Source organism: Clostridium sp. OM02-18AC (assembly GCF_003481825.1).
Taxonomy (GTDB): Bacteria; Bacillota; Clostridia; order Lachnospirales; family Lachnospiraceae; genus Brotaphodocola.
The window spans coordinates 1-21,998 of record NZ_QULW01000028.1; the positions used below are offsets into that span (position 1 = coordinate 1).

23 protein-coding genes are annotated in these 21,998 nt (G+C 48.1%); 17 read left to right on the forward strand and 6 right to left on the reverse strand.

Annotated elements, in window-relative coordinates:
- Positions 1–225 precede the first annotated feature (225 nt).
- Positions 226–1,272 (forward strand): Fic family protein, encoded by a 1,047-nt coding sequence (locus DXB18_RS15380; RefSeq protein WP_118708777.1) that lies wholly within the window; start codon positions 226–228, stop codon positions 1,270–1,272.
- Positions 1,273–1,537: 265 nt separating this feature from the next.
- On the opposite strand, the gene DXB18_RS15385 is transcribed toward DXB18_RS15380, so the two are convergent.
- The 4 genes from DXB18_RS15385 to DXB18_RS15400 all read right to left on the reverse strand — a co-directional run bounded on the left by DXB18_RS15385 (position 1,538) and on the right by DXB18_RS15400 (position 4,354).
- Entirely contained in the window at positions 1,538–2,080 is a 543-nt protein-coding gene (locus DXB18_RS15385; RefSeq protein ID WP_118531709.1) for an NADH peroxidase, read from the reverse strand.
- Between the two features lie 106 nt (positions 2,081–2,186).
- A complete protein-coding gene (locus DXB18_RS15390; RefSeq protein ID WP_118708779.1) occupies positions 2,187–2,582 on the reverse strand; it encodes a transcriptional repressor in 396 nt (131 codons plus the stop codon).
- Between the two features lie 88 nt (positions 2,583–2,670).
- Complete coding sequence (locus DXB18_RS15395) at positions 2,671–3,609, reverse strand: LysR family transcriptional regulator (RefSeq protein WP_118708781.1); 939 nt, start codon at positions 3,607–3,609, stop codon at positions 2,671–2,673.
- The gene (locus tag DXB18_RS15400; RefSeq protein WP_347560907.1) at positions 3,602–4,354 is read right to left on the reverse strand and encodes a phosphatase; all 753 of its coding nucleotides are present in this window, start codon (positions 4,352–4,354) and stop codon (positions 3,602–3,604) included. Before DXB18_RS15400 ends, DXB18_RS15395 begins: the two co-directional genes overlap by 8 nt.
- A gap of 207 nt (positions 4,355–4,561) precedes the next feature.
- On the opposite strand from DXB18_RS15400, the gene DXB18_RS15405 reads away from it, so the two are divergent.
- From DXB18_RS15405 to DXB18_RS15450, 10 genes are all read left to right on the forward strand, one after another.
- The gene (locus DXB18_RS15405) at positions 4,562–5,287 is read left to right on the forward strand and encodes a S1 RNA-binding domain-containing protein (protein ID WP_118541319.1); all 726 of its coding nucleotides are present in this window, start codon (positions 4,562–4,564) and stop codon (positions 5,285–5,287) included.
- Positions 5,288–5,330: 43 nt separating this feature from the next.
- Positions 5,331–5,993 carry a GTP pyrophosphokinase family protein gene (locus DXB18_RS15410; RefSeq protein ID WP_118541321.1) on the forward strand — a complete coding sequence of 221 codons (663 nt, stop codon included), beginning with the start codon at positions 5,331–5,333 and terminating at the stop codon, positions 5,991–5,993.
- A 3-nt stretch (positions 5,994–5,996) separates the two neighbouring features.
- Positions 5,997–7,799, forward strand: coding sequence for a glycerophosphodiester phosphodiesterase (locus DXB18_RS15415; RefSeq protein ID WP_118708783.1), 1,803 nt, complete (start codon positions 5,997–5,999; stop codon positions 7,797–7,799).
- A gap of 11 nt (positions 7,800–7,810) precedes the next feature.
- Positions 7,811–8,269 carry a D-aminoacyl-tRNA deacylase gene (dtd, locus tag DXB18_RS15420; protein ID WP_118708785.1) on the forward strand — a complete coding sequence of 153 codons (459 nt, stop codon included), beginning with the start codon at positions 7,811–7,813 and terminating at the stop codon, positions 8,267–8,269.
- Positions 8,270–8,406: 137 nt separating this feature from the next.
- Positions 8,407–9,807, forward strand: a complete 1,401-nt coding sequence (locus DXB18_RS15425; protein WP_118708787.1) for an aminopeptidase — start codon at positions 8,407–8,409, stop codon at positions 9,805–9,807.
- Positions 9,808–9,977: 170 nt separating this feature from the next.
- On the forward strand, positions 9,978–11,039 hold the full coding sequence (gene tig / locus DXB18_RS15430) for a trigger factor (RefSeq protein ID WP_182430607.1): 1,062 nt from the start codon (positions 9,978–9,980) through the stop codon (positions 11,037–11,039).
- Positions 11,040–11,079: 40 nt separating this feature from the next.
- Positions 11,080–11,667, forward strand: a complete 588-nt coding sequence (locus DXB18_RS15435) for a xanthine phosphoribosyltransferase (RefSeq protein ID WP_118708789.1) — start codon at positions 11,080–11,082, stop codon at positions 11,665–11,667.
- Positions 11,664–12,467 carry an HAD hydrolase family protein gene (locus tag DXB18_RS15440; RefSeq protein WP_118708791.1) on the forward strand — a complete coding sequence of 268 codons (804 nt, stop codon included), beginning with the start codon at positions 11,664–11,666 and terminating at the stop codon, positions 12,465–12,467. Before DXB18_RS15435 ends, DXB18_RS15440 begins: the two co-directional genes overlap by 4 nt.
- A gap of 61 nt (positions 12,468–12,528) precedes the next feature.
- Positions 12,529–14,973 (forward strand): uroporphyrinogen-III C-methyltransferase, encoded by a 2,445-nt coding sequence (gene cobA, locus DXB18_RS15445; RefSeq protein ID WP_118708792.1) that lies wholly within the window; start codon positions 12,529–12,531, stop codon positions 14,971–14,973.
- 36 nt (positions 14,974–15,009) lie between these two features.
- Entirely contained in the window at positions 15,010–15,543 is a 534-nt protein-coding gene (locus DXB18_RS15450) for a bifunctional precorrin-2 dehydrogenase/sirohydrochlorin ferrochelatase (RefSeq protein ID WP_182430608.1), read from the forward strand.
- A gap of 95 nt (positions 15,544–15,638) precedes the next feature.
- Here DXB18_RS15450 and DXB18_RS15455 read toward each other — a convergent pair whose 3' ends face one another.
- The gene (locus tag DXB18_RS15455; RefSeq protein ID WP_118708796.1) at positions 15,639–15,872 is read right to left on the reverse strand and encodes a nucleotidyltransferase substrate binding protein; all 234 of its coding nucleotides are present in this window, start codon (positions 15,870–15,872) and stop codon (positions 15,639–15,641) included.
- Complete coding sequence (locus DXB18_RS15460) at positions 15,853–16,164, reverse strand: nucleotidyltransferase domain-containing protein (RefSeq protein WP_243103559.1); 312 nt, start codon at positions 16,162–16,164, stop codon at positions 15,853–15,855. Before DXB18_RS15460 ends, DXB18_RS15455 begins: the two co-directional genes overlap by 20 nt.
- A gap of 91 nt (positions 16,165–16,255) precedes the next feature.
- On the opposite strand from DXB18_RS15460, the gene DXB18_RS15465 reads away from it, so the two are divergent.
- From DXB18_RS15465 to DXB18_RS15490, 6 genes are all read left to right on the forward strand, one after another.
- Positions 16,256–17,149 (forward strand): LysR family transcriptional regulator, encoded by an 894-nt coding sequence (locus DXB18_RS15465; protein WP_118708800.1) that lies wholly within the window; start codon positions 16,256–16,258, stop codon positions 17,147–17,149.
- 218 nt (positions 17,150–17,367) lie between these two features.
- Positions 17,368–18,393, forward strand: coding sequence for an iron ABC transporter permease (locus DXB18_RS15470; RefSeq protein WP_118708802.1), 1,026 nt, complete (start codon positions 17,368–17,370; stop codon positions 18,391–18,393).
- A complete protein-coding gene (locus tag DXB18_RS15475; protein WP_118708804.1) occupies positions 18,390–19,214 on the forward strand; it encodes an ABC transporter ATP-binding protein in 825 nt (274 codons plus the stop codon). The genes DXB18_RS15470 and DXB18_RS15475 overlap by 4 nt, the downstream gene beginning before the upstream one ends.
- Complete coding sequence (locus tag DXB18_RS15480) at positions 19,211–20,158, forward strand: aldo/keto reductase (protein ID WP_118708806.1); 948 nt, start codon at positions 19,211–19,213, stop codon at positions 20,156–20,158. The genes DXB18_RS15475 and DXB18_RS15480 overlap by 4 nt, the downstream gene beginning before the upstream one ends.
- A 35-nt stretch (positions 20,159–20,193) precedes the next feature.
- On the forward strand, positions 20,194–21,309 hold the full coding sequence (locus DXB18_RS15485) for an ABC transporter substrate-binding protein (RefSeq protein WP_118708808.1): 1,116 nt from the start codon (positions 20,194–20,196) through the stop codon (positions 21,307–21,309).
- A 35-nt stretch (positions 21,310–21,344) separates the two neighbouring features.
- Positions 21,345–21,857: a hypothetical protein gene (locus DXB18_RS15490; RefSeq protein WP_118708810.1), complete on the forward strand. Its 513-nt coding sequence runs from the start codon at positions 21,345–21,347 to the stop codon at positions 21,855–21,857.
- Positions 21,858–21,998: the final 141 nt, after the last annotated feature.

Sequence of the window (21,998 nt, forward strand, 5' to 3'; positions counted from 1 at the left end):
ACTACGGAGCTATGCTTCGTAATCAGATGCTCGGTAATTCAATTGCCGATGTAGTTCACCGGCAAAATGTAATGTGCATATAGACGGTCATTATCTGCATATAAAAAGATAAAATATATGCAGATAATAGCTGTTTTTCTGCATATAAAAGGATAAAATATATGCAGATAATGGCTGCTTTTCTGCATATAAAATGATATAATCATATGCAGAAAGAGGTGGAATATGAGAATATTTGATTATTCGTTTTTGAATAATGGTTTATTGCCATCAAATTTACTGAACCTGACCATGAATATTGCAGAACTAAAAACGATGGCAGGTATACGCAAGGCAGAGTATGCACAGATATTTACAGAATTAGAGGCAGTGGCAAAGGTACAGTCAATTAAAAGTTCCAATGAGATAGAAGGGATTGTTACCAGCGATGAACGTATTGCAGAAATTGTGAATCAGAACAGTGCCCCTTTAAATCACAACGAAGCGGAGATTGCCGGATACCGCGATGCCTTAAGTGAAATCCATCTGGGACATGAATATATGGATTTTTGTGAAAGAGATATTTTGCATCTGCATGAAATTTTGATGAGTTTTACGGGAAATGGATTTGGTGGGCAATATAAGACAGACGATAATGTGATTTTAGAAATTGACGCGGATGGGAGGCGTAAGGTCCGGTTTCGCCCAATATCGGCGAAAGAGACACCGGATGCAATGGAACAGATGGTTCTTGCCTATCTGGATGCCCGGGATGATGCTAACATCAATCAGCTTTTATTAATTCCGTGTGTAATCCTGGATTTCCTTTGCATTCATCCATTTCGTGATGGCAATGGCAGGATGTCGCGTCTGCTGTCGATTCTTTTGCTCTACAAAAATGGTTTTGATGCAGGAAAATATGTTTCTTTCGAAGAACAAATCAACCTTTATAAGGCGTATTACTATAATGCCTTAAAGCAATCATCAGATGGCTGGGATACGAATGAAAATACGTATTTTCCATTTATTGAAAATTTTCTTTCCACGTTGTACCTGTGCTATAAAGAATTAGATAAGCGTTTTGCGGTAGTAAATGGGAAAAAGATTACGAAGAAAGCACGTGTAGAGGCGACCGTTTTGAACAGCCTGACGCCAATGTCAAAAGCAGAAATCTGTAAAATTCTGCCAGACGTAAGCCCTACAACAGTGGAAGCGGTTTTGGGAGCCATGGTTCGGAGTGGCAGCGTGAAGCGGATTGGTTCAGGCAAAGCATCGCGATATATCAAGGCCTGATCTTAGCACTGCAGGTTTGAAACGGCTTCCGAAATCCCGCTTGCAAAATAGAAAATCCATGATACATATTAGACAATTTGATAAATGATGAAAGCAGCGAAGACTGTCATAGAATCAGACGGTCTTCGTTTTTTATTGCACATTTTTATCTGCCCTGTAACGGTCTGAACCAGAGAAAGAAGAACGCCAGAACCGGTATGCCCGATTCTGGCGTTTTTTGATCAGTGACTTATTTTGCAGCCCATATATGCGGATGCTTTATCGATTAACCAAAGTATCTCTTTAACAGACCCTCAAATGCCTTCCCGTGTCTTGCTTCGTCTCTTGCCATCTCATGAACGGTGTCATGGATTGCATCGAGGTTTGCAGCTTTTGCTCTCTTAGCCAGGTCAAACTTGCCCTCGGTTGCGCCGTGCTCAGCAGCAACTCTCATCTCCAGGTTCTTCTTGGTGGAGTCGGTTACTACTTCGCCTAACAGCTCTGCGAATTTTGCAGCATGCTCAGCTTCCTCGTAAGCTGCCTTCTCCCAGTAAAGGCCGATCTCCGGGTAGCCTTCTCTGTGTGCAACTCTTGCCATAGCCAGGTACATACCAACCTCAGAGCACTCACCCTCGAAGTTTGCACGCAGGTCTGCTAAGATATCTTCGCTGACACCCTGTGCAACGCCTACTACATGCTCAGCAGCCCAGGTCATCTCGCCAGCCTGCTCTTTAAATTTGGAAGCCGGTGCCTTACATACCGGGCAGAACTCCGGTGCAGCATCTCCCTCATAAACGTAACCACATACAGTACAAACCCATTTCTTCATAACTCAGTTCTCCTTTACATGTGAATTTTGTAATTTCCAGCAGCTTTTGTGTTGCTGAATGTTTATATTGTGTTGACAGATATCGGCACTGACCTGCCGGAATCTGTCAGTGAAGCGCTTGTTTCAGGCACTCTGCGCAGCGTCCAAAAAAGAATACGGTGTGCGCGTCCACTTCTCCTGCGGTGCAGGCCTGCGCTTTCTCATCGATATCGGAAAGCGGCTCCATGGGAAGATCGATGACAGCACCGCAGCTTTTGCATACAAAGTGATAATGCAGGCTGGTGTCTGCGTCGAAGTGGTCCTTGCCGTCACCAAAGGTGAGCTTCTGGACTTCCCCTAACTCCACAAGGAGGTTTAGGTTTCGGTAGACCGTGCCAAGGCTGATGTTCGGGAATTCCTCGCGAATACTTGCGTATACGGCGTCTGCAGTCGGATGGTCCTTGCGGTTCATGAGACTAGCTTTGATGGATTCCCTCTGACGGCTGTATTTTAATGTTTTCATCGCGGCTCCTTTCATCAATAAATAATAGTAATGATTACTATGATTGGATTATAGCAAATGAAAAGCAGACTGTCAAGTCTTTTTTCCCTTAAATCATTTCTTTTGCAGTTTGTATGAATTCTTTGGTTGCCTGCGACATATAATGACCTTTGTGGTAACCGATGGCTAAAATTCCGTGGGCTTTTGGATAGTCCAGGGAGTAGAAGTTTAAAACGGACTGTCCCCTGGCTTTTTCCTGCGCTTCCTCCCGGCCGGAGATGAACATACGCGGATAAAAGGTGATTCCCATGCCTTTTTCAGCCAGGGCAAGGACGGTCTGGATATTTTCGGTTTCCAGCACGATATCCGGTGTGATCTGGGCTTCCTCAAACATCTCGTCCGCAATGGTTCGGACACGGTTTCCTTTGTTGATCAGAAGAAACGGGCAGTTTGCCAGAAGCTTTAAGTCGGTATGTTCGGAAAGCTGGGCTTTGATCTCTTTTAAGCGCCCCGGAAATGCATGTTCCAGAACGCTGTCCGGGACGGCGAGCAGGATCTCCTCTTCGCAGATCGGTACGGTTTCGACATTTTCTACTTTAAATGGAAGCATGTCGATGATCAGATCGATGTTGCCGTGCAGAAGGTCGTCTGCCAGTTCGGAGGAATTGCCCTCGACCAGCTTTAAGTCAATGTTCGGAAAACGGTCCTTAAATACCGGCAGGATTTCCGGCAGGATGACACGGCCGCGGGTATGGGAAAGTCCAAGTGTCAGCTGACCGACCGAGAAGTCTTTGATATCGGCAAGCTGCCGGTAGGTCTCGTCGCGCAGTTCCAGCATCTGTTTTGCCTTTTCCTTTAAAGCCTGACCTGCGTAGGTCAGGGTCAGGGGTGTGGTGCGGTTGAAGAGGATGACATCGAACTCTTTTTCCATATTGGAAATATGGTTGCTTAAGGACTGCTGGGAGATGAAAAGCTTTTTGGCTGCTTTGGTAAAGTTTAGTTCCTCGGCGGCCACCAGAAAGTATTCCAGGTTTAAAAAGTTAATCATGGACGTTACCTCCAAGATAGAGTGGCTGGTTCAGATAAGGAATATACTGCGCCGCCTTTTCTATCGAAGAATTGACAACGAACTCCTCTGGAAAATCGATCTCGTGAAGCAGTTCCCAGGCACGGATGTGGTTGCCGACGTCGGCATCACTGTGTGCATCGCTGTCGAGAATGACGGATACCCTGTGGCGGCGGCACAGTTCCAGCATGGTGATATAGTTTTCCTTTGCGTTCAGGCGGTGGCACTGCGGATGCAGGGAACTGGAATTGACTTCGAGAAGTACATGGTTCTCCTTTGCGGCGCAGACCAGGGTCTCGTAATCGACCGGGAAACGTCCGTCATCCGGGTGGCCGATGATCTGAACAGCCGGATTTTTCATGGCGCCCAGGTAGGCAGCCGTGTTCTGGGCAACGGTGCCGCTGGTATAGCAGGGATCGTGGATGCTGGCAATGGCAAAGTCCAGCCCGTTCACATAGCGGGGTTCTAAGTCCATGTTCCCCTCATAGTCGATGATGTTCAGCTCACAGCCCAGCATCAGCTTAACGCCGAACTGCTGCCTTGGGACGACCTTGAAGTTAATAAAATAAAAGGGGTGGCAGGCACCCGGGATGCGCGGGGCATGTTCGGTGATGCCAAGAAGTTTCACTCCTTTTTCGGATGCAGAGCGGAGCATTTCCTGCATGGTATTGTAGGCGTGTCCGCTCATGATCGTATGGGTATGAAGATCTAAAATATCGTGGATCATAGTGTAAGTTCTCCTGATAAAATATGACATGGATGTAATTAAAATAAGCCTGCCGGATCCGGGCAGGACGGTCCGGTTCCAACATGAAAATTATAACACGCTTTTCGGGAGAAAACCAGAAAACTATAGCAAATTGACAGGAAATATGGTAAAGTGGGTAGTAGTATTGAGACGTTCCCAGAGGGAACGGGAAAAGGAGTAAACATCATGAGCGAAGTAAAAGAAACAATGGAAGATTTTGCCAGCGAGCTGGAGGCATCTTATAAGGAATATGACGCACGCCGCAGTAATGCATATCAGGATCAGGAAGGTCCGGACGCAGAGAAGTGGGCAGAGCTTGCACAGCAGATGCAGGATAAAACCGTATTAAAGGTAAAAGTAAAAGAGGCTGTCAAAGGCGGTTTGGTTGCATTTGTCGACGATATTCAGGGCTTTATCCCGGCATCCCAGGCAGCAGATCACTATGTTGAGAAGCTGGAAGATCTGGTAGGTCAGCACCTCGAGGTGGTTCCGATCACGGTAGATATGGAGAAAAAGAGACTGGTTCTTTCCGCAAGAGCAGTCCTGGAGGAGAAAAAGGCAGCAGAGCGTGCAGAGAAACTTGCTGCTGTTGAAGTTGGTTCTGTTGTGAATGGTACCGTAGACAGCTTAAAGGACTACGGCGCATTCATCAATCTGGAGAATGGTTTAAGCGGACTCTTACACGTTTCCCAGATCAGCAACCAGCGCATCAAACATCCGGGCGTAGTATTAAAAGAGGGTCAGAACGTGACCGTAAAGGTTACCGGAGTAAAAGACGGCAAGATCAGCCTCAGCATGAAAGCTCTGACTGCAGACGGCGAGCCGGAAGAGCCGGTAGAAAAATTCGACTACAAAGAGACCGGCGAGGCAACGACTGGTTTAGGCGCATTGCTGCAGGGTCTGAAGTTCTAAGATTTTTTCCGGCTGCAGCGCATCAATCAAAGGAGGGATAGGGTTGGTATATATCCCAAATGCCTACAGTCAGCTGGATCAATGGAATTCTGTCATGTTTCTGTACGAATCGGCACTGAAGGCAATCAACACCAAAATTGAGATCTTAAACGAAGAGTTCATCCATATGTATGGGCATACGCCCATCGAACACATCAAATCCAGGGTCAAGACTCCGGACAGCATCGTCAAGAAAATGAAGCGCAATGGCTATGAGGTCACCATTGAAAACATGGTAGAGAAACTCAGTGACATTGCGGGAATCCGCATCATCTGTTCTTTTAACCAGGATATTTACCAGATCGCGGACATGATCGCCAGACAAAAAGACGTTACGGTTCTTTATGTGAAGGATTACATCCGCAAACCCAAGCCAAACGGCTACAAAAGTTATCACATGGTGGTGACGATCCCCATTTATCTCACGGAAGGTCCGGTGGAAACCAAGGTGGAAATCCAGATCCGCACGATCGCGCAGGATTTCTGGGCCAGCCTGGAACATAAGATCTATTATAAGTTTGAAGGAAGCGGTCCGGATTCGCTGCAGGCTGAGCTGAAGGCATGTGCCGACATGGTCGATATGCTGGATGCAAAGATGTTTTCTTTGAATCAGTCGATCCTGGAAACCAGAAAGGCCCAGGAGGACGAACCGGAGCCGAAAGAGTAATTTATGAAGAGCTTAACAAAAGATACCTGGCAGATCATACGGCAGAACTGGAAACATATTTTTTTGTTCGAACTTTTATACTGTGGAATCACGACACCGGTCTATATGCGGCTTGTCAGCCGCGGAATCCGGCTGGCGCTGAAAGCGGCAGGCTACAGCTATCTGACACCGGCGAATATCGGAAACTTTCTGATCCGGCCGGTGACATTGCTGATATTTGCTGCCGTAGCGCTTGTCGGCATCCTGATCCTGTCACTGGAGACGGCCGGACTGATTACCGCATTTCAGGGGTCAGCCTATTATCAGAAGCTGACCCCTTTGCATATCCTGTGGGGCGGTCTGCAGAAACTGAAAGATGAGATCGTAAAGCACAACTGGCGCCTGCCGCTGTTTCTGACAGCCCAGTATCTGCTGATCCAGCTGCCTTTTATTTTACGGACGATTGTCCGCTATAAACCGGCAAATTTTATTTTTCAGGAGCTTCGGAAACAGCCAGTCGCAGTGGCATTTTTGCTGATCCTGCTGATCTTTGGAATTCTTGCGCTGATTCCGAGGTCGCTCACGGCGTATGGCTGTATGATTGAGCAGAAACACTTTCACAGCGGTGTGGTACGAAGCTGGCAGATGACCCACAAGCGGAAAGGAAGAATTACATTTCTGGCTATGTTCTGGGAACTGACTGTGATCGTGTCTGCCATGGCCCTGTATGCGGCTTCTGTGTGTATTGCTGCAGTTTGTGTACTGCGGTTTTTCCGGCAAAGCCTTGCAATGGCAGTGCTTCTCTCAGCAGCTGACCGCCTGGAAACCGGAATCACCTATCTGGCATCCATGCTTGCAACGGTGGCAGTGTATGCGGCACTTTCCGTAGTTTATTATCAGTATGGAAACCGCAGATTTCATGCGGAACGATGGGATTTTGGATACCCGGCAAAGGGAAGCGTAAACCGCAAAACCCTGGCTGTTGTTTTGACGGCGGCGGTCTGTGTCGGAATGTTTTATATTTACGATCTGGTTCGCAATGGCTCGGAACTTTCCAAAGAACTTTTGATTGAGACCGAGATCACGGCGCATCGCGGAAGTTCTGTTTCTGCGCCGGAAAATACGATTCCGGCTCTCGAAGCGGCGATGAAAGAGATGGCAGACAGTGCAGAGATCGATGTGCAGATGACATCGGACGGAGTGATCGTGTTGGGACATGATGCCAGTCTGAAACGTGTGGCAGGGGTAAACCGGTCGATTGCGTCCATGACCTTCGCGGATCTGGAAAAACTGGATGTGGGATCCTGGTTTTCACCGGAATATGAGGGCACCCGGATCCCTGCATTGCGGGAAGTCCTGGAGTTGTGCAACCAGAAACTGAACCTGAATGTAGAAATCAAATATGTAGGAAAGAACAGCGAACTGCCGGAAAAAACAGCAGAACTGATCAAAGAATACGGGATGGAAAACCAGTGCGTGATCACTTCGACGAACCTGTCTTATCTGAAACGGGTAAAAGAGGTGCTGCCGGAAATCCGTACCGGATATATTATTTCTGCAGCTTATGGAAATTTTTATTCCAATGAGGATGTTGATTTTATCAGCATTCGTTCCGGATTTGTGACCTCTGCCCTGATGCAGAATGCCCATGAACAAGGTAAGGCAGTCTATGCATGGACGGTCAACACCAAGAGTGAACTGGAGCGGCTGACCCTTCTCGGGGTGGATGGCATTATCACAGACCGGCCGGTGCTGGCAAGGGAGATCGTCTACCGGGAAGAAACTACGGAATCTCTGTTTGAATATTTAAGACTGGTATTGCGATAGGAGAAAATACAATGCGTGTAGTTTTACAGAGAGTGACACAGGCCAGTGTCAAAGTAGATGGGGAAGTCATTGGCGCGATCAAAAAAGGATTTCTGATCCTTCTTGGCGTATCCGATGAGGACAATGAGACTGTGACCGACAAAATGGCAGATAAGATCTGCAAGCTGCGGATCTTTGCCGATGAAAACGGAAAAACAAACCTGTCCCTGACGGATGTGGGAGGAGAGCTTTTGGTTGTCAGCCAGTTTACATTGTATGCGGACTGCCACAAAGGCAACCGGCCGAGCTTTATCAAGGCAGGAGCACCGGATAAAGCCAACCAGCTTTACGAATATTTTGTGGAGCGCTGCAGGCAGTATGTTCCAAAAGTGGAGCATGGAAGCTTTGGCGCTGACATGAAAGTAGAACTGTTAAATGACGGACCATTTACCCTGGTCCTGGATGCTGACGAGCAGGGCATCCATGCATAGACAGGAATCAGCAATAGGATTACAAGATACTGGCCGGTCCTGTATAGGGGAACGGCAGAGAAAAGCTTATGGTTTACGCGTTGCGCAAACGAGAAATGTTTCGGTCAGGAGGCCGGACGAAGAGAGGAGAAGATACGATGAGTGAAAAAGAAAAAACCGAAGGAAAACTTTTGGAAGAACAGCTGACGTTTTCTTTCCCGCATATCGGAAAGGAAGCACCGCAGCAGATCGATGAGGCTGCAGCATTCTGTGAAGGATATAAGGCATTCTTAAATGAAGGAAAGACGGAGCGTGAGTGCGTAGCGGCAGCTGTAAAACGGTTAGAAGCAGCTGGTTACAGCGAAATGGACTTTGCAAAACAGTACCAGCCGGGCGATAAAGTATATTTCATCAACCGCAAAAAAGCGATCGTCATGACAACATTTGGAGAAAAGCCGCTGAAGGAAGGCGTCCGTATCAATGGCGCGCATATCGATTCTCCGCGTCTGGATTTAAAACCGAATCCGGTTTACGAGAAAAATGATATGGCTTATTTCAAGACCCATTACTATGGAGGCATCCGCAAATACCAGTGGGGTACCACGCCGCTTGCCATGCATGGTGTGGTTGTGAAGAAAAATGGGGAAATCGTAAATATTTCCATCGGTGAGGCAGAGGGAGATCCGCAGTTCTGCGTCAGCGATCTGCTTCCGCATCTGGCAGCAAAACAGAATGAGAGAAAGTTAAGCGAGGGATTAAAAGGCGAGGAGCTTAATGTCATCATCGGTTCGATCCCATATGTGGATGACAGCGTGAAAGAACCGGTGAAACTGCTGGCATTAAAACTTCTGCATGACCGCTACGGCATCACGGAAGCAGATTTCTGTCGTGCCGAGATCGAGATGGTACCGGCTTACAAAGCAGTGGATATCGGACTGGACCGCAGCATGATCGGTGCTTATGGACAGGACGACCGTGTCTGCGCCTACACCGCCCTGATGGCAGAAATGGAGACAAAGCATCCAGAGTTTACCACGGTGACCGTATTTACGGATAAAGAAGAAATCGGTTCTGTCGGAAATACCGGCATGAATTCAGAATTTTTAAAGCAGTATCTGGAGCGTCTGGCACAGATGCAAAAGACCGATGTGAAGGATGTTTATGCACATTCCCTGTGCCTCTCTTCCGATGTCAATGCTGCATTTGACCCGACGTTCGCCGATGTGTATGAGGCAAGAAACTCCTGCTACATCAACAAGGGCTGCGTACTGACCAAATACACCGGATCCCGCGGAAAATCCTTATCCAATGATGCCAGCGCAGAGACCATGGCAAAGGTCATCGGCATTATGGAAGAAAACGGCGTATACTGGCAGAACGGCGAACTGGGGGCAGTAGACCAGGGCGGCGGCGGAACCATCGCGAAACTGGTTGCCCAGTTAAATATCGACACCGTGGATCTGGGCGTGCCGATCATTTCCATGCATGCACCGTTTGAGCTTTCCTCCAAACTGGATGTATACAATACATACAAAGCATTCTGTGCTTTTTATAAATAAGCAGACAGGAAATGAAAAAATTATGAAATTATGAAGAAATGCTTTTTTTCACGCCTGCAATATGCTATAACTGTAGGAAATACGCAAATCCGGAAAATCGGCGCAGTTTTTGGCGCCGATTTGCTGAATTGCTATGGAATATTGAGAAAGACAAAATGAGGACAACAATTATGAGAAAACATGTGAGACTGACTCTTTGCTGCGCAGCAGCAGTACTTTTGGCAGCAGGATGCGGCAAGAAGTCCGATACTGCCGAGACAACCACTGCTGCAAGTGAGACCCAGGCAGAAATCACCGATAAGGGTGAAGTGACCAACCTTGGCCAGTATAAAGGGGTTGAGGTAACCAAAGAAGATACCACGGTGAGCGATGCAGAACTTGACCAGCGGATCGCAAACATTCTGCAGGCAAACCCGGAAGTAACGGAGATCACAGACCGCCCGGCCCAGGAAGGCGACACCGTCAATATCGATTACGTTGGCATGAAAGATGGCGTGGCTTTTGACGGAGGAACCGCAGAAGGCTATGAACTGGAACTGGGTTCCGGTGTGTTCATCCCTGGATTTGAGGATGGACTGATCGGCGCATCTACCGGAGAAGAGCGCAGTCTGAACCTGACTTTCCCGGAAAATTATGGCAATGCAGACCTTGCAGGACAGGCCGTTGTGTTTGATGTAACCGTAAACAAGATCGAAGAGAAGAAAAATGCGATTCTGGACGATGCATTCGTACAGCGTGTTTCTGATTTCTCTACGGTAGATGAATTCCGTGCAGACACCATGGCAACGCTGCAGGATGAAAAAGAGCAGGATGCAGAGCAGCAGATCAAAAACGATGCGTTCCAGGCAGCTGTGGATAATTCGGAGTACAGCCTGAATGAAGCAGCCGTTGAGCAGGAGTATAACAGCCAGGTCGACAGCTATGAGACTTCCTTTGCAAACTATGGAATGACCATTGCAAGTTATGCAGAAATGCTCGGACAGACAGAAGATGAGTTCAAGGAAACCTTAAGAAAAGCAGCAGAGACCGGCATCAAACAGCAGCTTCTGATCCAGGCAATTGCAGAAAAAGAGGGCCTCACGATCGAGGATGCTGACCGCGAAAATCTGGCAGAACAGTTTGGAACCGATGTAGAAACATTAAAGAATGCATACGGGGATGAGCTGGTTGATGAACTTGCCATGACATACAAGGTTGTAGATTTCATTGCTGATAACGCAGTAGTAAAATAAAGAAAATAAAAATACCAGAATATATAAGGGGGATATCCAGATGCAGCTCTTAAAAGACAGAATTCGCAAGGATGGGAAGATCAAAGCAGGAAACGTATTAAAGGTAGACAGTTTTTTGAATCATCAGATGGACACCGATCTTTTCGTGGAGATCGGTAAGGAGTTCAAGCGTAGATTCGCGGATTGTGAGATCAACAAGATCCTTACGATCGAGGCATCCGGAATCGGCATCGCCTGCGTGGTTGCACAGCAGTTTCATGTGCCGGTGGTATTCGCAAAGAAAACAAAGACCAAGAATATCGCCGGAGATGTTTACACCAGCAAGGTAGAATCCTATACCCATGGACGTGTTTACGATATCATTGTTTCCAAAGAATTTCTTGGAAAAGGCGATAAGGTTCTCCTGATCGATGATTTCCTTGCAAATGGAAAAGCACTGGAAGGTCTTGCTGCCCTGGTTGAGGAGTCTGGTGCAGAACTGGTAGGCGCAGGCATTGTCATTGAGAAAGGCTTTCAGGTAGGCGGAGATATCATCCGCTCCAAGGGCATCCATCTGGAGTCCCTGGCAATCGTAGACAGCATGGATGAGGAAACTGGAACCATTGTGTTCCGCGGAGATGAAGCGTGAGTACGAGAAAAGCATTATTTTTCGATATCGACGGAACCCTGCTCAGCGAGGTAACGAAAACGGTCCCGGAGAGTGCAAAGAAAGCGATTTCCATCGCACGCTCCCTGGGACATCTGGTGTTTATCAATACCGGGCGCTCTTACGGTGAAATCGACCAGGTCCGCGATATCGCAGAGGTGGATGGCTGGCTTTGCGGATGCGGCACTTACGTGGAGTCCGAGGGCAGGGTCATCTTAAACCAGTTGATGCCAACCGGGCAGGTCCAGCGGATTACCCGGTTGGCCGTAGATGCGGATGCCGATATTTTTCTGGAGGGACCGGGACAGTGCTACTATTGCAGCGCTGCCGGGCGCATCCCGTTTGGGCAGCAGCTCCGGAAAAATTTCGGAAAAACCACAGCATGGCTGGAGCCGGAAGATGTGGACGGAGAAGTCAACAAGTTTTGCGTTTTGACGGATGATCAGAGCGACCGGGCCGGTTTTTTCCGGAATCTGGATCTGGATATTGCAGTCATTGACCGTGGAGACGGATTTTATGAGTGTATTCCGGAAGGCTTCAGCAAAGCCACTGCCATCGACGTGATCCTGGAGGCTTATGGTCTGACGCTGGAGGATGCTTATGTATTCGGCGACAGCACCAATGACATTGCCATGTTTGAGCATGTGCCGAATGCAGTGCTTATGGGCAGACACAGCCCGGAGCTGGAACCCTATGCCAGTTTCCTGACCAAAACCGTCGAGCAGGACGGCATCTGGTATGCGATGGAAACGCTTGGATTATTGCAGAAATCAAATGCGTGACTGTTTGCGCAGCATGCGAACAGCAATGCAAAAAGTGAAGGAAAAATCAGAGGAATTGTAAATGAATAACACATTGCGGATCGGAACAAGAAAGAGCCGGTTGGCAATGGTCCAGACGGAAATTGTGCGGGAAGTAATTCTGGCACATTTTCCATTTTTAGAGATCGAAATCGTGCCGATGAGCACGAAAGGCGATAAGATCCTGGACCGTTCGCTGACCAGTTTTGGAGGAAAAGGAGTATTTACCAAAGAGCTGGAGGAAGCCCTTCTGGAAGGAACGATTGACATGGCAGTTCACAGCGCCAAGGATATGCCGATGGAATTCCCGAAAGGTCTGGCTCTGGGGGCAGTCCTTTCACGGGAAGACGCTTCGGATGTGCTTGTGACCACAACAGGCACTCCGGCATGCAAACTGGCGCCTGGCAGTGTGATCGGAACCAGTTCCCTGCGCAGACAGATCCAGATCCGGCAGATGAATCCGCAGGTGCAGGTGAAACTGCTGCGCGGAAATGTCCAGACCCGGCTGGAAAAGTTAAAGGGCGGGCAGTATGCCGGGATTTTGCTGGCGGCGGCCGGGTTAAGGCGGTTGGAAATTGATGGGAAAAAACTTTGCGAAGATAAAAAACAGCCGGACTCTACTGGCAATCTGTATTTCGAGTATCTGGACCGGGAGAAGTTCGTACCGGCAGCAGGTCAGGGAATCCTGGCGGTAGAAATCCGGGAGGGAGAGTTGTCTGAAATTATGCAGGCCATTCACTCTGCGGAGACGGAAGCGGAGCTGACGGCAGAGCGGGAATTTCTGACGATTCTTGGCGGCGGCTGCAATGCGCCATGCGGCGCGCATTGTCGGCTGGATCAGGAGACAAAGAAGCTTTCTATGGATGTGATGTACGCAAGAGATGGTGTGCACCCGGAGTACCGGAGCAGTGAGGTGCTGGTGCAGGAAGATCTTTTGAAAAGCGCGAAAAAACTGGCACATGATCTGGCAGTTCTGGTCCGCTGCAAACCGGTTTATCTGGTGGGTGCCGGTCCGGGAGATGCCGGACTTTTTACGGAGAAAGGACTGGACTGCGTGCGGAAAGCAGAGGTGATCGTGTACGACAACCTGATTTCCGGTTCCATCTTAAATGAAGCCCGTCTGGATGCAGAGTTGATCTACGCAGGCAAGCGCTCCGGCAGTCATCATATGAAACAGGAAGAAATTTCAAAACTTCTGGTGAAAAAGGCATTGGAAGGGAAGTTGGTTGTCCGGTTAAAAGGCGGGGATCCCTTTATTTTCGGGCGTGGCGGAGAGGAAGCGCTGGAATTATCCAAAATGGATATTCCGTTTGAAATTGTGCCGGGTGTTTCTTCCTCCTACAGTGTTCCGGCCTATGCCGGAATTCCGGTGACACACCGTGGTCTGGCTTCCTCTTTTCATGTCATCACCGGACATGAGGATATCAGCAAAGAAGAGTCCTCACTGGATTACCGGACTCTTGCAAAGGAAGAGGGAACCCTGGTGTTTTTGATGGGACTGAAAAATCTGGATCAGATCGCTGCAAATCTGATTGCGAATGGAAAAGACCCACACACACCGGTGGCAGTGCTGGAACGGGGAACCACAGCAGCGCAGAGAAGCGTCAAGGCAGATCTGGAACATATTGCAAAAGTGGTTGCGGAAGCCGGTTTGAAAACACCGGCCATTTCTGTGATCGGTGCCGTAGCGGAGTTAAAGGATACCTTGTCCTGGTTTGGACGGGGCGTACTGTCCGGAAAACGGATTCTGGCAACGGGAACCAGGACTTTTGTCCGGGAAATGGAAGAAGCAATCCGCCCGCTTGGTGCAGAACTGATCGCTTTGAGCCTGATTGAAACAAGACCGTTGTGGAACGAACAGATCGAGCTGGCACTTAGCCAGATTGGCACATATCATTGGATCGTGTTCACCAGTGGAAATGGAGTGGATATATTCTTTGAACGGTTAAGAAAACAGGGGGTAGATCTGCGCCGCCTTATGAACGTGAAGTTTGCAGTCATTGGGCGGAAAACTGCAGCTGCACTTTTGCGTCATGGTTTCCAGAGTGATTTTGTACCAGAGATTTTTTCTGGTGCGGACCTGGCTTCCGAGTGGATCCCAACGTTAAAACCGGATGAGAAGGTTGCCTTATTCCGGGCGGAACATGGTTCCGGGGTACTGCCGCAGGCATTGGCAGAGGCAGGAATTGTGTATGATGATATCGGCTGTTATGAGACCTGGACTGACCTGCGCCGTGCAGAAGAATTAAACCGTGTGATCCAGGAAGTGGATTATGTGACGGTAGCGAGCAGTTCGGCAGCACAGGCACTGGCAGCGATGCTGGAGCCGGAGGTAAAAGCAGAACTGACTGCAAAGCTCATTTCCATCGGTCCATCCACGACAAAAACCATGAAAGAGCTGGGACTTTTGGTATATGCAGATGCGGTGGAGTACACGGCGGAAGGCATCGCTGCAGTGATTCAGGCAGACGTGGAGGGAATGCTGTAGACTGGTTGAAACAAAAACACTAAAATGGAGCAAATAATGGAAAACAAGGCAGGATATTTTCCTCTGTTTGTAGATTTGCAGGGAAAGAACATATTAATTGTGGGAGCCGGGAAGATTGCAGCCCGGCGCGCCACGGTTTTGGTGGAATTTGGTGCGGATGTGACGGTGGTGGCGCCGGAAGCTAATGCATTTTCAAATGGATCCAATAAGAATCAGCAATCCCCGTGGGAATGCAGAAGCGTCTCAGTTCCGACACTTGCAGAGGAAGGAGCCCTGGTCTGGAAGCGCCGCATTTTTGAAGCGCAGGATCTGAATCAGAAATTTCTGGTCCTTGCAGCTACCAATGATCCGGCTGTGAACGATGAAATTGCCCGCCTTTGCCATGAGCGTGGCATCCCGGTCAATCATGCCGGTGACCAGAGTCAGTGTGATTTCCAGTTTCCGGCGATCGCGCGTAGAGATCCTGTTGTGATCGGGATCAATGCGGGCGGAAAGAATCATAGGCTGGTGAAGCGGGTGGCTGCCGGATTGCGGGAGTGGATGGAGAGGATACACTTCGAATCATTGTAAAAAGAAAGACCTTACATTTTCACAGTTGAATGTGTAAGGTCTTTTTTCTATCATACATATAGCTAAAAGCAATTGTCAGTGATGGTGCTGTCTGATTAGGATGCCTGCAAATAGGTTTCAGCAACTTTCTGAAAACGTAAAAACAGCGGATAGTACATATCGATAATATCTCTGAATTTCTCGGCAGCAAAGCTTCCGTCATAGTCATGTGCAAGCTGATTTCGAGTTTTCAGCATCTGCATCCAGGTGTCATCATCAATCAAATTCTTCTCCAGATTTTTCAAGCTTTTGCAGAACGTGTTGTAGCGGTTAATAGATTTGTTTTCCATATTTTCTGATATCCTCCAATAAATACTCGTTGTGGATGCTGTCGAAATCAAAAATGTCGATCTTACGAAGCGTGTCGATGCTTTCCAGATCTTTTTCCAGACTTAGGATATCTTTGCATCCGTAAACAACAAAGTCAATGTCGCTGGTAGGAGTGGCGGTTCCGGTGGCAAAGGAATCAAAAAGATCCAGGCGGGTAACGTGATTGCGCTTGCAAATAGCGGAAACTTTTTCGATTAATTCCGGAATAGAGCTGATATACTGTGAGAATTGTTCAGAGACTTGCAACCCCAAAAACCATGTAGTATAATATATGCAGTTAGCAATGCCTAACTTATATATTTTAAACATTTACAGTACTAATAGATCAATACATGGTGAAAAAATGACACTACAACAACTGAAATATTACTGCATGGTCTGCGAATGCCACAGCATCACGCAGGCCGCGAAAAAATTTTTTGTGACGCAGCCAGCGGTTACGGCTGCGATCCGTGAACTGGAGAAGGAGTATGCGGTCCGCCTGGTGGATAAGGAAGGGAAAAGTATCCGGCTCACGAAGGCGGGGGAAGGATTTTACCAATATGCGTCCCAGATGCTGGATCACGCGAAGGAATTCGATGACCAGGTACGTAATATGGTAAAACATAGGAGAAATCTGCGGATCGGTCTGACAAAATCTGCGGGTTCTGCCGCCTACATGGAGTATTTTTCAAATGAGGCCGAAAAGTATCAGAATGTGGAGATAAAGGTGACCGTGGATTCTACATCAGAACTGATCGAGAAACTGCGGGACAAGAAGCTGGATGCCGTTCTGGTCCTGAATCACAGTGGAAATCCAATGGAAAATGATTTGAAATGGGCGGAACTTAAGACTACAGAAATGCTGTACTGTGTCTCGAAAAACCATGCGCTGGCACATGAAGAGCGGATCACAGTACCGATGATCGCGAAAGAAAAGATGGTATCCACAAAACACGACCATCACAAAACAGAGGCATTACGGCAGATGTTCTTACAGGCAGGTTATGAGGAGGGACCGCAGGTCTCATGGAGATATGACCAGCAAAGCACGGCGCTTCAGATGATCGCCGCAAATATGGCGACAGGATACTTTCCGGCGGAGGCGATCCGTCAGAATGATGGAATCGTTGGGAAACAGTTGGAAGGCGATAAGCCTGTTCCAATCTGCATTGCCTGGACAAAAGACAGCTGGAAGCAGGAAGAAGTGCAGCAGTTTATAAAAGAAATCATGAAATTTTACGGGGCGGTCCGATAGCAGGCCGCCTATTTTGATGTGCACTTGCACGAAGATGCAGATTGTCGCAAGCGCCGGCGCTCGGCGTGAGAATGTGCCGGGGCTCATTTTTAATTTATCATAGCTTTTATTTATAAATGAACAATTTTATTTATTTTACAAAATTCGAAAAATAATGTATAGTTAGCGATAGCTAATTAGCGATGGCTAACCAATAAGCCATGTGTAAGGAGACAACAATGGATCGAGGAATTCTGGAAAATAATAAAAGACCGGCGATGTTCATCATGACCATCGCTCTGATCGTCCTGTTTCTGGTACTGATCTGTGTAGGACGCTATCCGATCAGTCCGTTTCGGGCATTCGAAATTATAGGGAGATCGTTCGTCGGAAAGACCGATGGAATGGATGTATACGAGTCAAGGGTTATACTGAGTATCCGCCTTCCGAGAATCCTTATGGGAATTTTGGTGGGGGCAGGGCTTTCTGTTTCCGGCGCGATTTATCAGGCCGTTTTCGGAAATCCACTCGTGAGTCCGGATATTCTCGGAGTCTCTTCGGGAGCTGGATTTGGCGCGGCGTTAGCGATCCTGTTATCGTGCGGCATGGCTGCTACACAGGTGATCGCACTCGGCTGCGGCCTTCTGGCAGTGGTGATTGTTCTGAACCTGTCACGCATCAAGAGGCGCAGCGAACTGTTCGTGCTGGTGCTGTCGGGCGTTATTGTGAAGTCCATGTTTGATGCGCTGGTTTCCTTTATCAAGTACATCGCGGATCCGGAAGACAAGCTTCCGACGATCACCATGTGGCTGATGGGAAGTCTGGCAAATGTTTCATACAGGGATGTTCTGCTCTGCGCAGCAATTGAGATTCCGTGTCTGGTGGTGGCCATGATCCTTCGTTGGAAGATGAACCTGCTTTCACTGGATCAGGAGGAAGCCAGATCCCTGGGAATCAACGTCAAAAAGCTTCGCCTCGTCGTGATCCTGATTGCAACGATCATGACTGCGGTCACCGTGTCCGTCTGCGGTATCATTGGATGGATCGGTCTGGTGATTCCCCATATTGCACGACTTCTGATCGGAAATGACCACCGGACATTGATTCCAGCAAGTGTGCTTATGGGTTCAATCTACCTGCTGTTGATCGATACGGCAGCCAGAGCGGCCACAGCGGGAGAGGTTCCGCTGTCCATCCTGACAGCAATGGTCGGCGCTCCGTTTTTTGCCGTGATCCTCAGAAAGACGTCAGGAGGCAGGGAATGATACTGGGAGTAAAGAATGGAAGTTTTTCTTATGGGAAAAGGGAAATATTGAGGAATATCTCGTTTGACTTGGAAGAGCAGAAGATTATGACGATCTTAGGTCCGAACGGCGTGGGAAAAACGACTCTTTTAAAATGCATCATGGGTTTTTTGCCATGGAACGGGGGAGAGGCGCGGATCCTTGAGAAGAATTTAAAAGCATATTCCGATAGAGAACTCTGGAAACAGATCAGCTATGTGCCGCAGGCAAAACGGAGCGCATTTTCCTATGGAGTTCTGGAAATGGTCGTCATGGGGCTCGACAAAGAGAACAGTTTCTTCTATACTCCGAAAAAAGATCAGTTTGACAAGGCAAATGAGATGCTAAAGGAACTGGGTGTCGGAAAACTTGCAGGGAGGTACTGCAACGAACTTTCCGGCGGCGAGCTGCAGATGGTAATGCTTGCGCGGGCATTGGTCTCAGGACCGAAACTTCTGATCTTAGATGAGCCGGAGTCAAATCTGGACATGAAGAACCAGCTGCGGGTTTTGGACGCGATCTCGTATATCAATCAGGAAAAGAATACGGCCTGCGTCATCAACACACATTTCCCGGCTCATGCGCTGCAACTGTCAGACAAGACGCTGTTGCTGGGGCAAAATTACCGGCAGAAGTTCGGAGACACGGCGGAGATCATTACCGAAAACAATGTGGAAGAATTCTTCCAGACGCATGCCAGAATTCTGGATTTTTCAGCTGAAGGAAGAACCTACCGAACGATCGCACCTTACCGGATTGCAGACAATGACCGGGAAGAGGAGAAAGAGAGAGGAGAAAAATGAAGTATACGGTTTTAGGACGTTCAGGAATTTCCGTGTCCAGAATTTCCATGGGGACCCATCATCTGAATGATCCAGCAGATATGGACAAACATGTTCAGAACTTTTTATATGCCTATAAAAAAGGAATCAATTTTTTTGAGACATCCGTCACCTACGGGGAAGGATATTCGGAACTGATTCTGGGAGAGGCAGTGAAAGAAATGAAAAAGGGAGAACACCCGTTCTTTATCATGTCAAAGACACATGCAGGAGATCATGAAACATTTAGACGGGATCTGGAAAATTCCCTGAAACGGCTTGGTGTGGACAGCATCGATGCGTTTACCTGCCTCTGGGGCGTTAAAAGCGGCGTAGAATGGAGCGGCGCGAAGGCCTATGGAGCGCTTAAAGAGATGGAGAGAGCCAGAGAAGAGGGGCTGATAAAACATATCGCGATCTCCGCGCATATGAAAAATCAGGAACTCGAACCGATCGTAAAAGAGTATCCCTTTGACTACAGTGTGCAGGGGTTCAATGTGGTCAACAGCGCATACCGGGCGGACGGACTGAAAGCAACATGGGAAAGCGGGGCGGGAACCATAGCCATGAATCCGCTGGCAACGGGAGATATCTTGAAATATTCCCATATTTTTGACGCAATCCGGATCCGGGAAGATCAGAGTCTTGTGCAGGCTGCTTACAGCTATGTGCTGTCGATCCCATGGGTGCATTCCGTTCTTGGAACCTTTAATTCAAAGGAACAGATCGATGAGGCATTGTCTGTTCTGGAAGAAGCGCCTTACAGTGAAGCGGAACTGAAAAAAGTGCAGACATGTCTGAAAGGGAGAATCAGAAGTACTTCTCTTAAAGAGCGGATCGATACTGGAAAAGGATTGCGCCAGAGACCGTATATCTTGCGGGAAGAGGCGGCAGATCTGATGGAGGTTTATCCTTTAAGTGTTTAAAATGGAGTTTAGAAAACTAACGGAGGAATAAAGACATGAGAAAAATGGTGGGTTTAGTTTTAGCAGGAGCTGCTGCATTTGCACTGACTGCCTGCAGCGGAAACAATGCCAGCCAGAGTACAGAGGCGGTTGCGACAACAGTTCCTGAGATGCAGACAGAAGCGGTAGCTGAGACGGAGATCGGAAGCTATACAGTCACAGACGTGCGCGGAAAGGAAATCGAATTTGATGCGGTCCCGGAACGTGTTGCCACAGTCGGCAAGCCGTTCCCGTCCATCTATTATGCGATCGAGGGAGCAACGGACAATATCGTTGGCTGCAATCCATCTTCCATCACAGCGTACAATGAAAGCGTGCTGAAAGACATGTACCCGCAGCTGGAAAATGCCGAAACAGATTGGTGCACAAAGGATTCTACTGTAAATGTTGAGGAACTCCTGAAACTGCGCCCGGATGTTGTATTCATTTATTCAACGAATGACAAAGAAATCGAGAAGATGGAAAACGCGGGGCTTAGGGTTGTGGCACTTCGAAGTGCGGAATTGGACAGCGTAAAAGAAAATCTTCAGATCATGGCAGCTGTTTGCCAGAAAGAAGAGCGTGGAGAGCAGCTGGTACAGTATATTGACGAGGGAATCGAGAAGGTTGCTTCACGCCTCACTGATGTAGCAGAGGAAGATAAGCCGACAGTCGTTGAATTTTACAGCGATATGAATGTGTCAGTAAAACAGTATGATCATTGGATGATTCCGAGCGGAGCGAAAAATCCGGCGGAAGACCTGACAGGAAAGATGGTTGAGGTCGACATGGAGCAGATGCTTTTATGGAATCCGGATATCATCTATATTGGAAACCATTCCGATTTGATGCCGTCCGATCTTCTGGAGAATAAACAGGACGGAAGAGACTGGTCCGTTATCAATGCAATAAAGAACCATCAGGTTTACAAGATCCCAATCGGCGCTTACCGCTGGGACCCGGCAGGTGTGGAGACACCGCTCATGGTCAAGTGGGCCGCAAAGATCCAGTATCCGGATATTTTCGCTGATATGGACATGAAAGAGGAAGTGAAGGAATTCTTCGAGCTTGTTTATCAGTATGAGTTGACAGATGAACAGGTTTCTGAAATTCTGGACAACAGACAGGAATAATACATGAGAAATCTTAAGAAAAAGGAGAAATAAAAATGGAAAAAATTATAGTACTTGAAAAGGGACAGAAACTTGAATTCAGCTTTGAGGACCTGTTAAAGTATCACGGAGTAGGATATCCGGGCGGTGTAGCACACGCGTTTCAGGTCATGCAGAGAGCGTTTCCGATGCTTGATGACGGAAAACTTCTGGAGCGCAGAGAGATCGAACTCGTCACCGCATTTCCGGGTCCTGGAGGGCTGGATGCTTTCGAGATGGTGACCCGCTGCGTTACTGACGGACGGATCCATGTAGACAAAGATCTGCCGGAGGCAGCAGGCATTCTGGAAAGTCCCCATGGAAGATATTATTTCCGGTTCAGCTACAGAGGAAAGACGGTGGTTGTCACCATTCGCCCGGGCTTTGTACGTCAGGATTTCATTGAGATGGCAAGAAAACCAAACCGCACCGAGGAAGAAGAGGTGATTCTGGCACAGATGAAGAGAGATATGGCAAAAAGACTTCTGGAAGCAAAACCGGAAGAGGTTTATGATGCAGTGATCTTATAGTTAGTTAAGGCTGATTGCAGGTGGATAATTCACGCTGCAGTCGGCCTTGACTTGTTCTATGGGGAGAGAACAGGGGAAAAGCAGGGCAATGTCATTAAGTTAAGCACACGCTCTCGGTCACAGCAATTAAAACCCGGAGGT

Bases quoted from the DNA above. Each gene is read 5' to 3' on its own strand.
- DXB18_RS15490 (WP_118708810.1), top strand. From the start codon at position 21,345: ATGGAAAAAATTATAGTACTTGAAAAGGGACAGAAACTTGAATTCAGC.
- DXB18_RS15380 (WP_118708777.1), top strand. From the start codon at position 226: ATGAGAATATTTGATTATTCGTTTTTGAATAATGGTTTATTGCCATCA.
- DXB18_RS15475 (WP_118708804.1), top strand. From the start codon at position 18,390: ATGATACTGGGAGTAAAGAATGGAAGTTTTTCTTATGGGAAAAGGGAA.
- DXB18_RS15405 (WP_118541319.1), top strand. From the start codon at position 4,562: ATGAGCGAAGTAAAAGAAACAATGGAAGATTTTGCCAGCGAGCTGGAG.
- DXB18_RS15435 (WP_118708789.1), top strand. From the start codon at position 11,080: ATGCAGCTCTTAAAAGACAGAATTCGCAAGGATGGGAAGATCAAAGCA.
- DXB18_RS15485 (WP_118708808.1), top strand. From the start codon at position 20,194: ATGAGAAAAATGGTGGGTTTAGTTTTAGCAGGAGCTGCTGCATTTGCA.
- DXB18_RS15465 (WP_118708800.1), top strand. From the start codon at position 16,256: ATGACACTACAACAACTGAAATATTACTGCATGGTCTGCGAATGCCAC.
- DXB18_RS15400 (WP_347560907.1), bottom strand. From the start codon at position 4,354: ATGATCCACGATATTTTAGATCTTCATACCCATACGATCATGAGCGGA.
- DXB18_RS15480 (WP_118708806.1), top strand. From the start codon at position 19,211: ATGAAGTATACGGTTTTAGGACGTTCAGGAATTTCCGTGTCCAGAATT.
- DXB18_RS15425 (WP_118708787.1), top strand. From the start codon at position 8,407: ATGAGTGAAAAAGAAAAAACCGAAGGAAAACTTTTGGAAGAACAGCTG.
- DXB18_RS15470 (WP_118708802.1), top strand. From the start codon at position 17,368: ATGGATCGAGGAATTCTGGAAAATAATAAAAGACCGGCGATGTTCATC.
- DXB18_RS15395 (WP_118708781.1), bottom strand. From the start codon at position 3,609: ATGATTAACTTTTTAAACCTGGAATACTTTCTGGTGGCCGCCGAGGAA.
- tig (WP_182430607.1), top strand. From the start codon at position 9,978: ATGAGAAAACATGTGAGACTGACTCTTTGCTGCGCAGCAGCAGTACTT.
- DXB18_RS15450 (WP_182430608.1), top strand. From the start codon at position 15,010: ATGGAAAACAAGGCAGGATATTTTCCTCTGTTTGTAGATTTGCAGGGA.
- DXB18_RS15415 (WP_118708783.1), top strand. From the start codon at position 5,997: ATGAAGAGCTTAACAAAAGATACCTGGCAGATCATACGGCAGAACTGG.
- DXB18_RS15385 (WP_118531709.1), bottom strand. From the start codon at position 2,080: ATGAAGAAATGGGTTTGTACTGTATGTGGTTACGTTTATGAGGGAGAT.
- DXB18_RS15390 (WP_118708779.1), bottom strand. From the start codon at position 2,582: ATGAAAACATTAAAATACAGCCGTCAGAGGGAATCCATCAAAGCTAGT.
- cobA (WP_118708792.1), top strand. From the start codon at position 12,529: ATGAATAACACATTGCGGATCGGAACAAGAAAGAGCCGGTTGGCAATG.
- dtd (WP_118708785.1), top strand. From the start codon at position 7,811: ATGCGTGTAGTTTTACAGAGAGTGACACAGGCCAGTGTCAAAGTAGAT.
- DXB18_RS15455 (WP_118708796.1), bottom strand. From the start codon at position 15,872: ATGGAAAACAAATCTATTAACCGCTACAACACGTTCTGCAAAAGCTTG.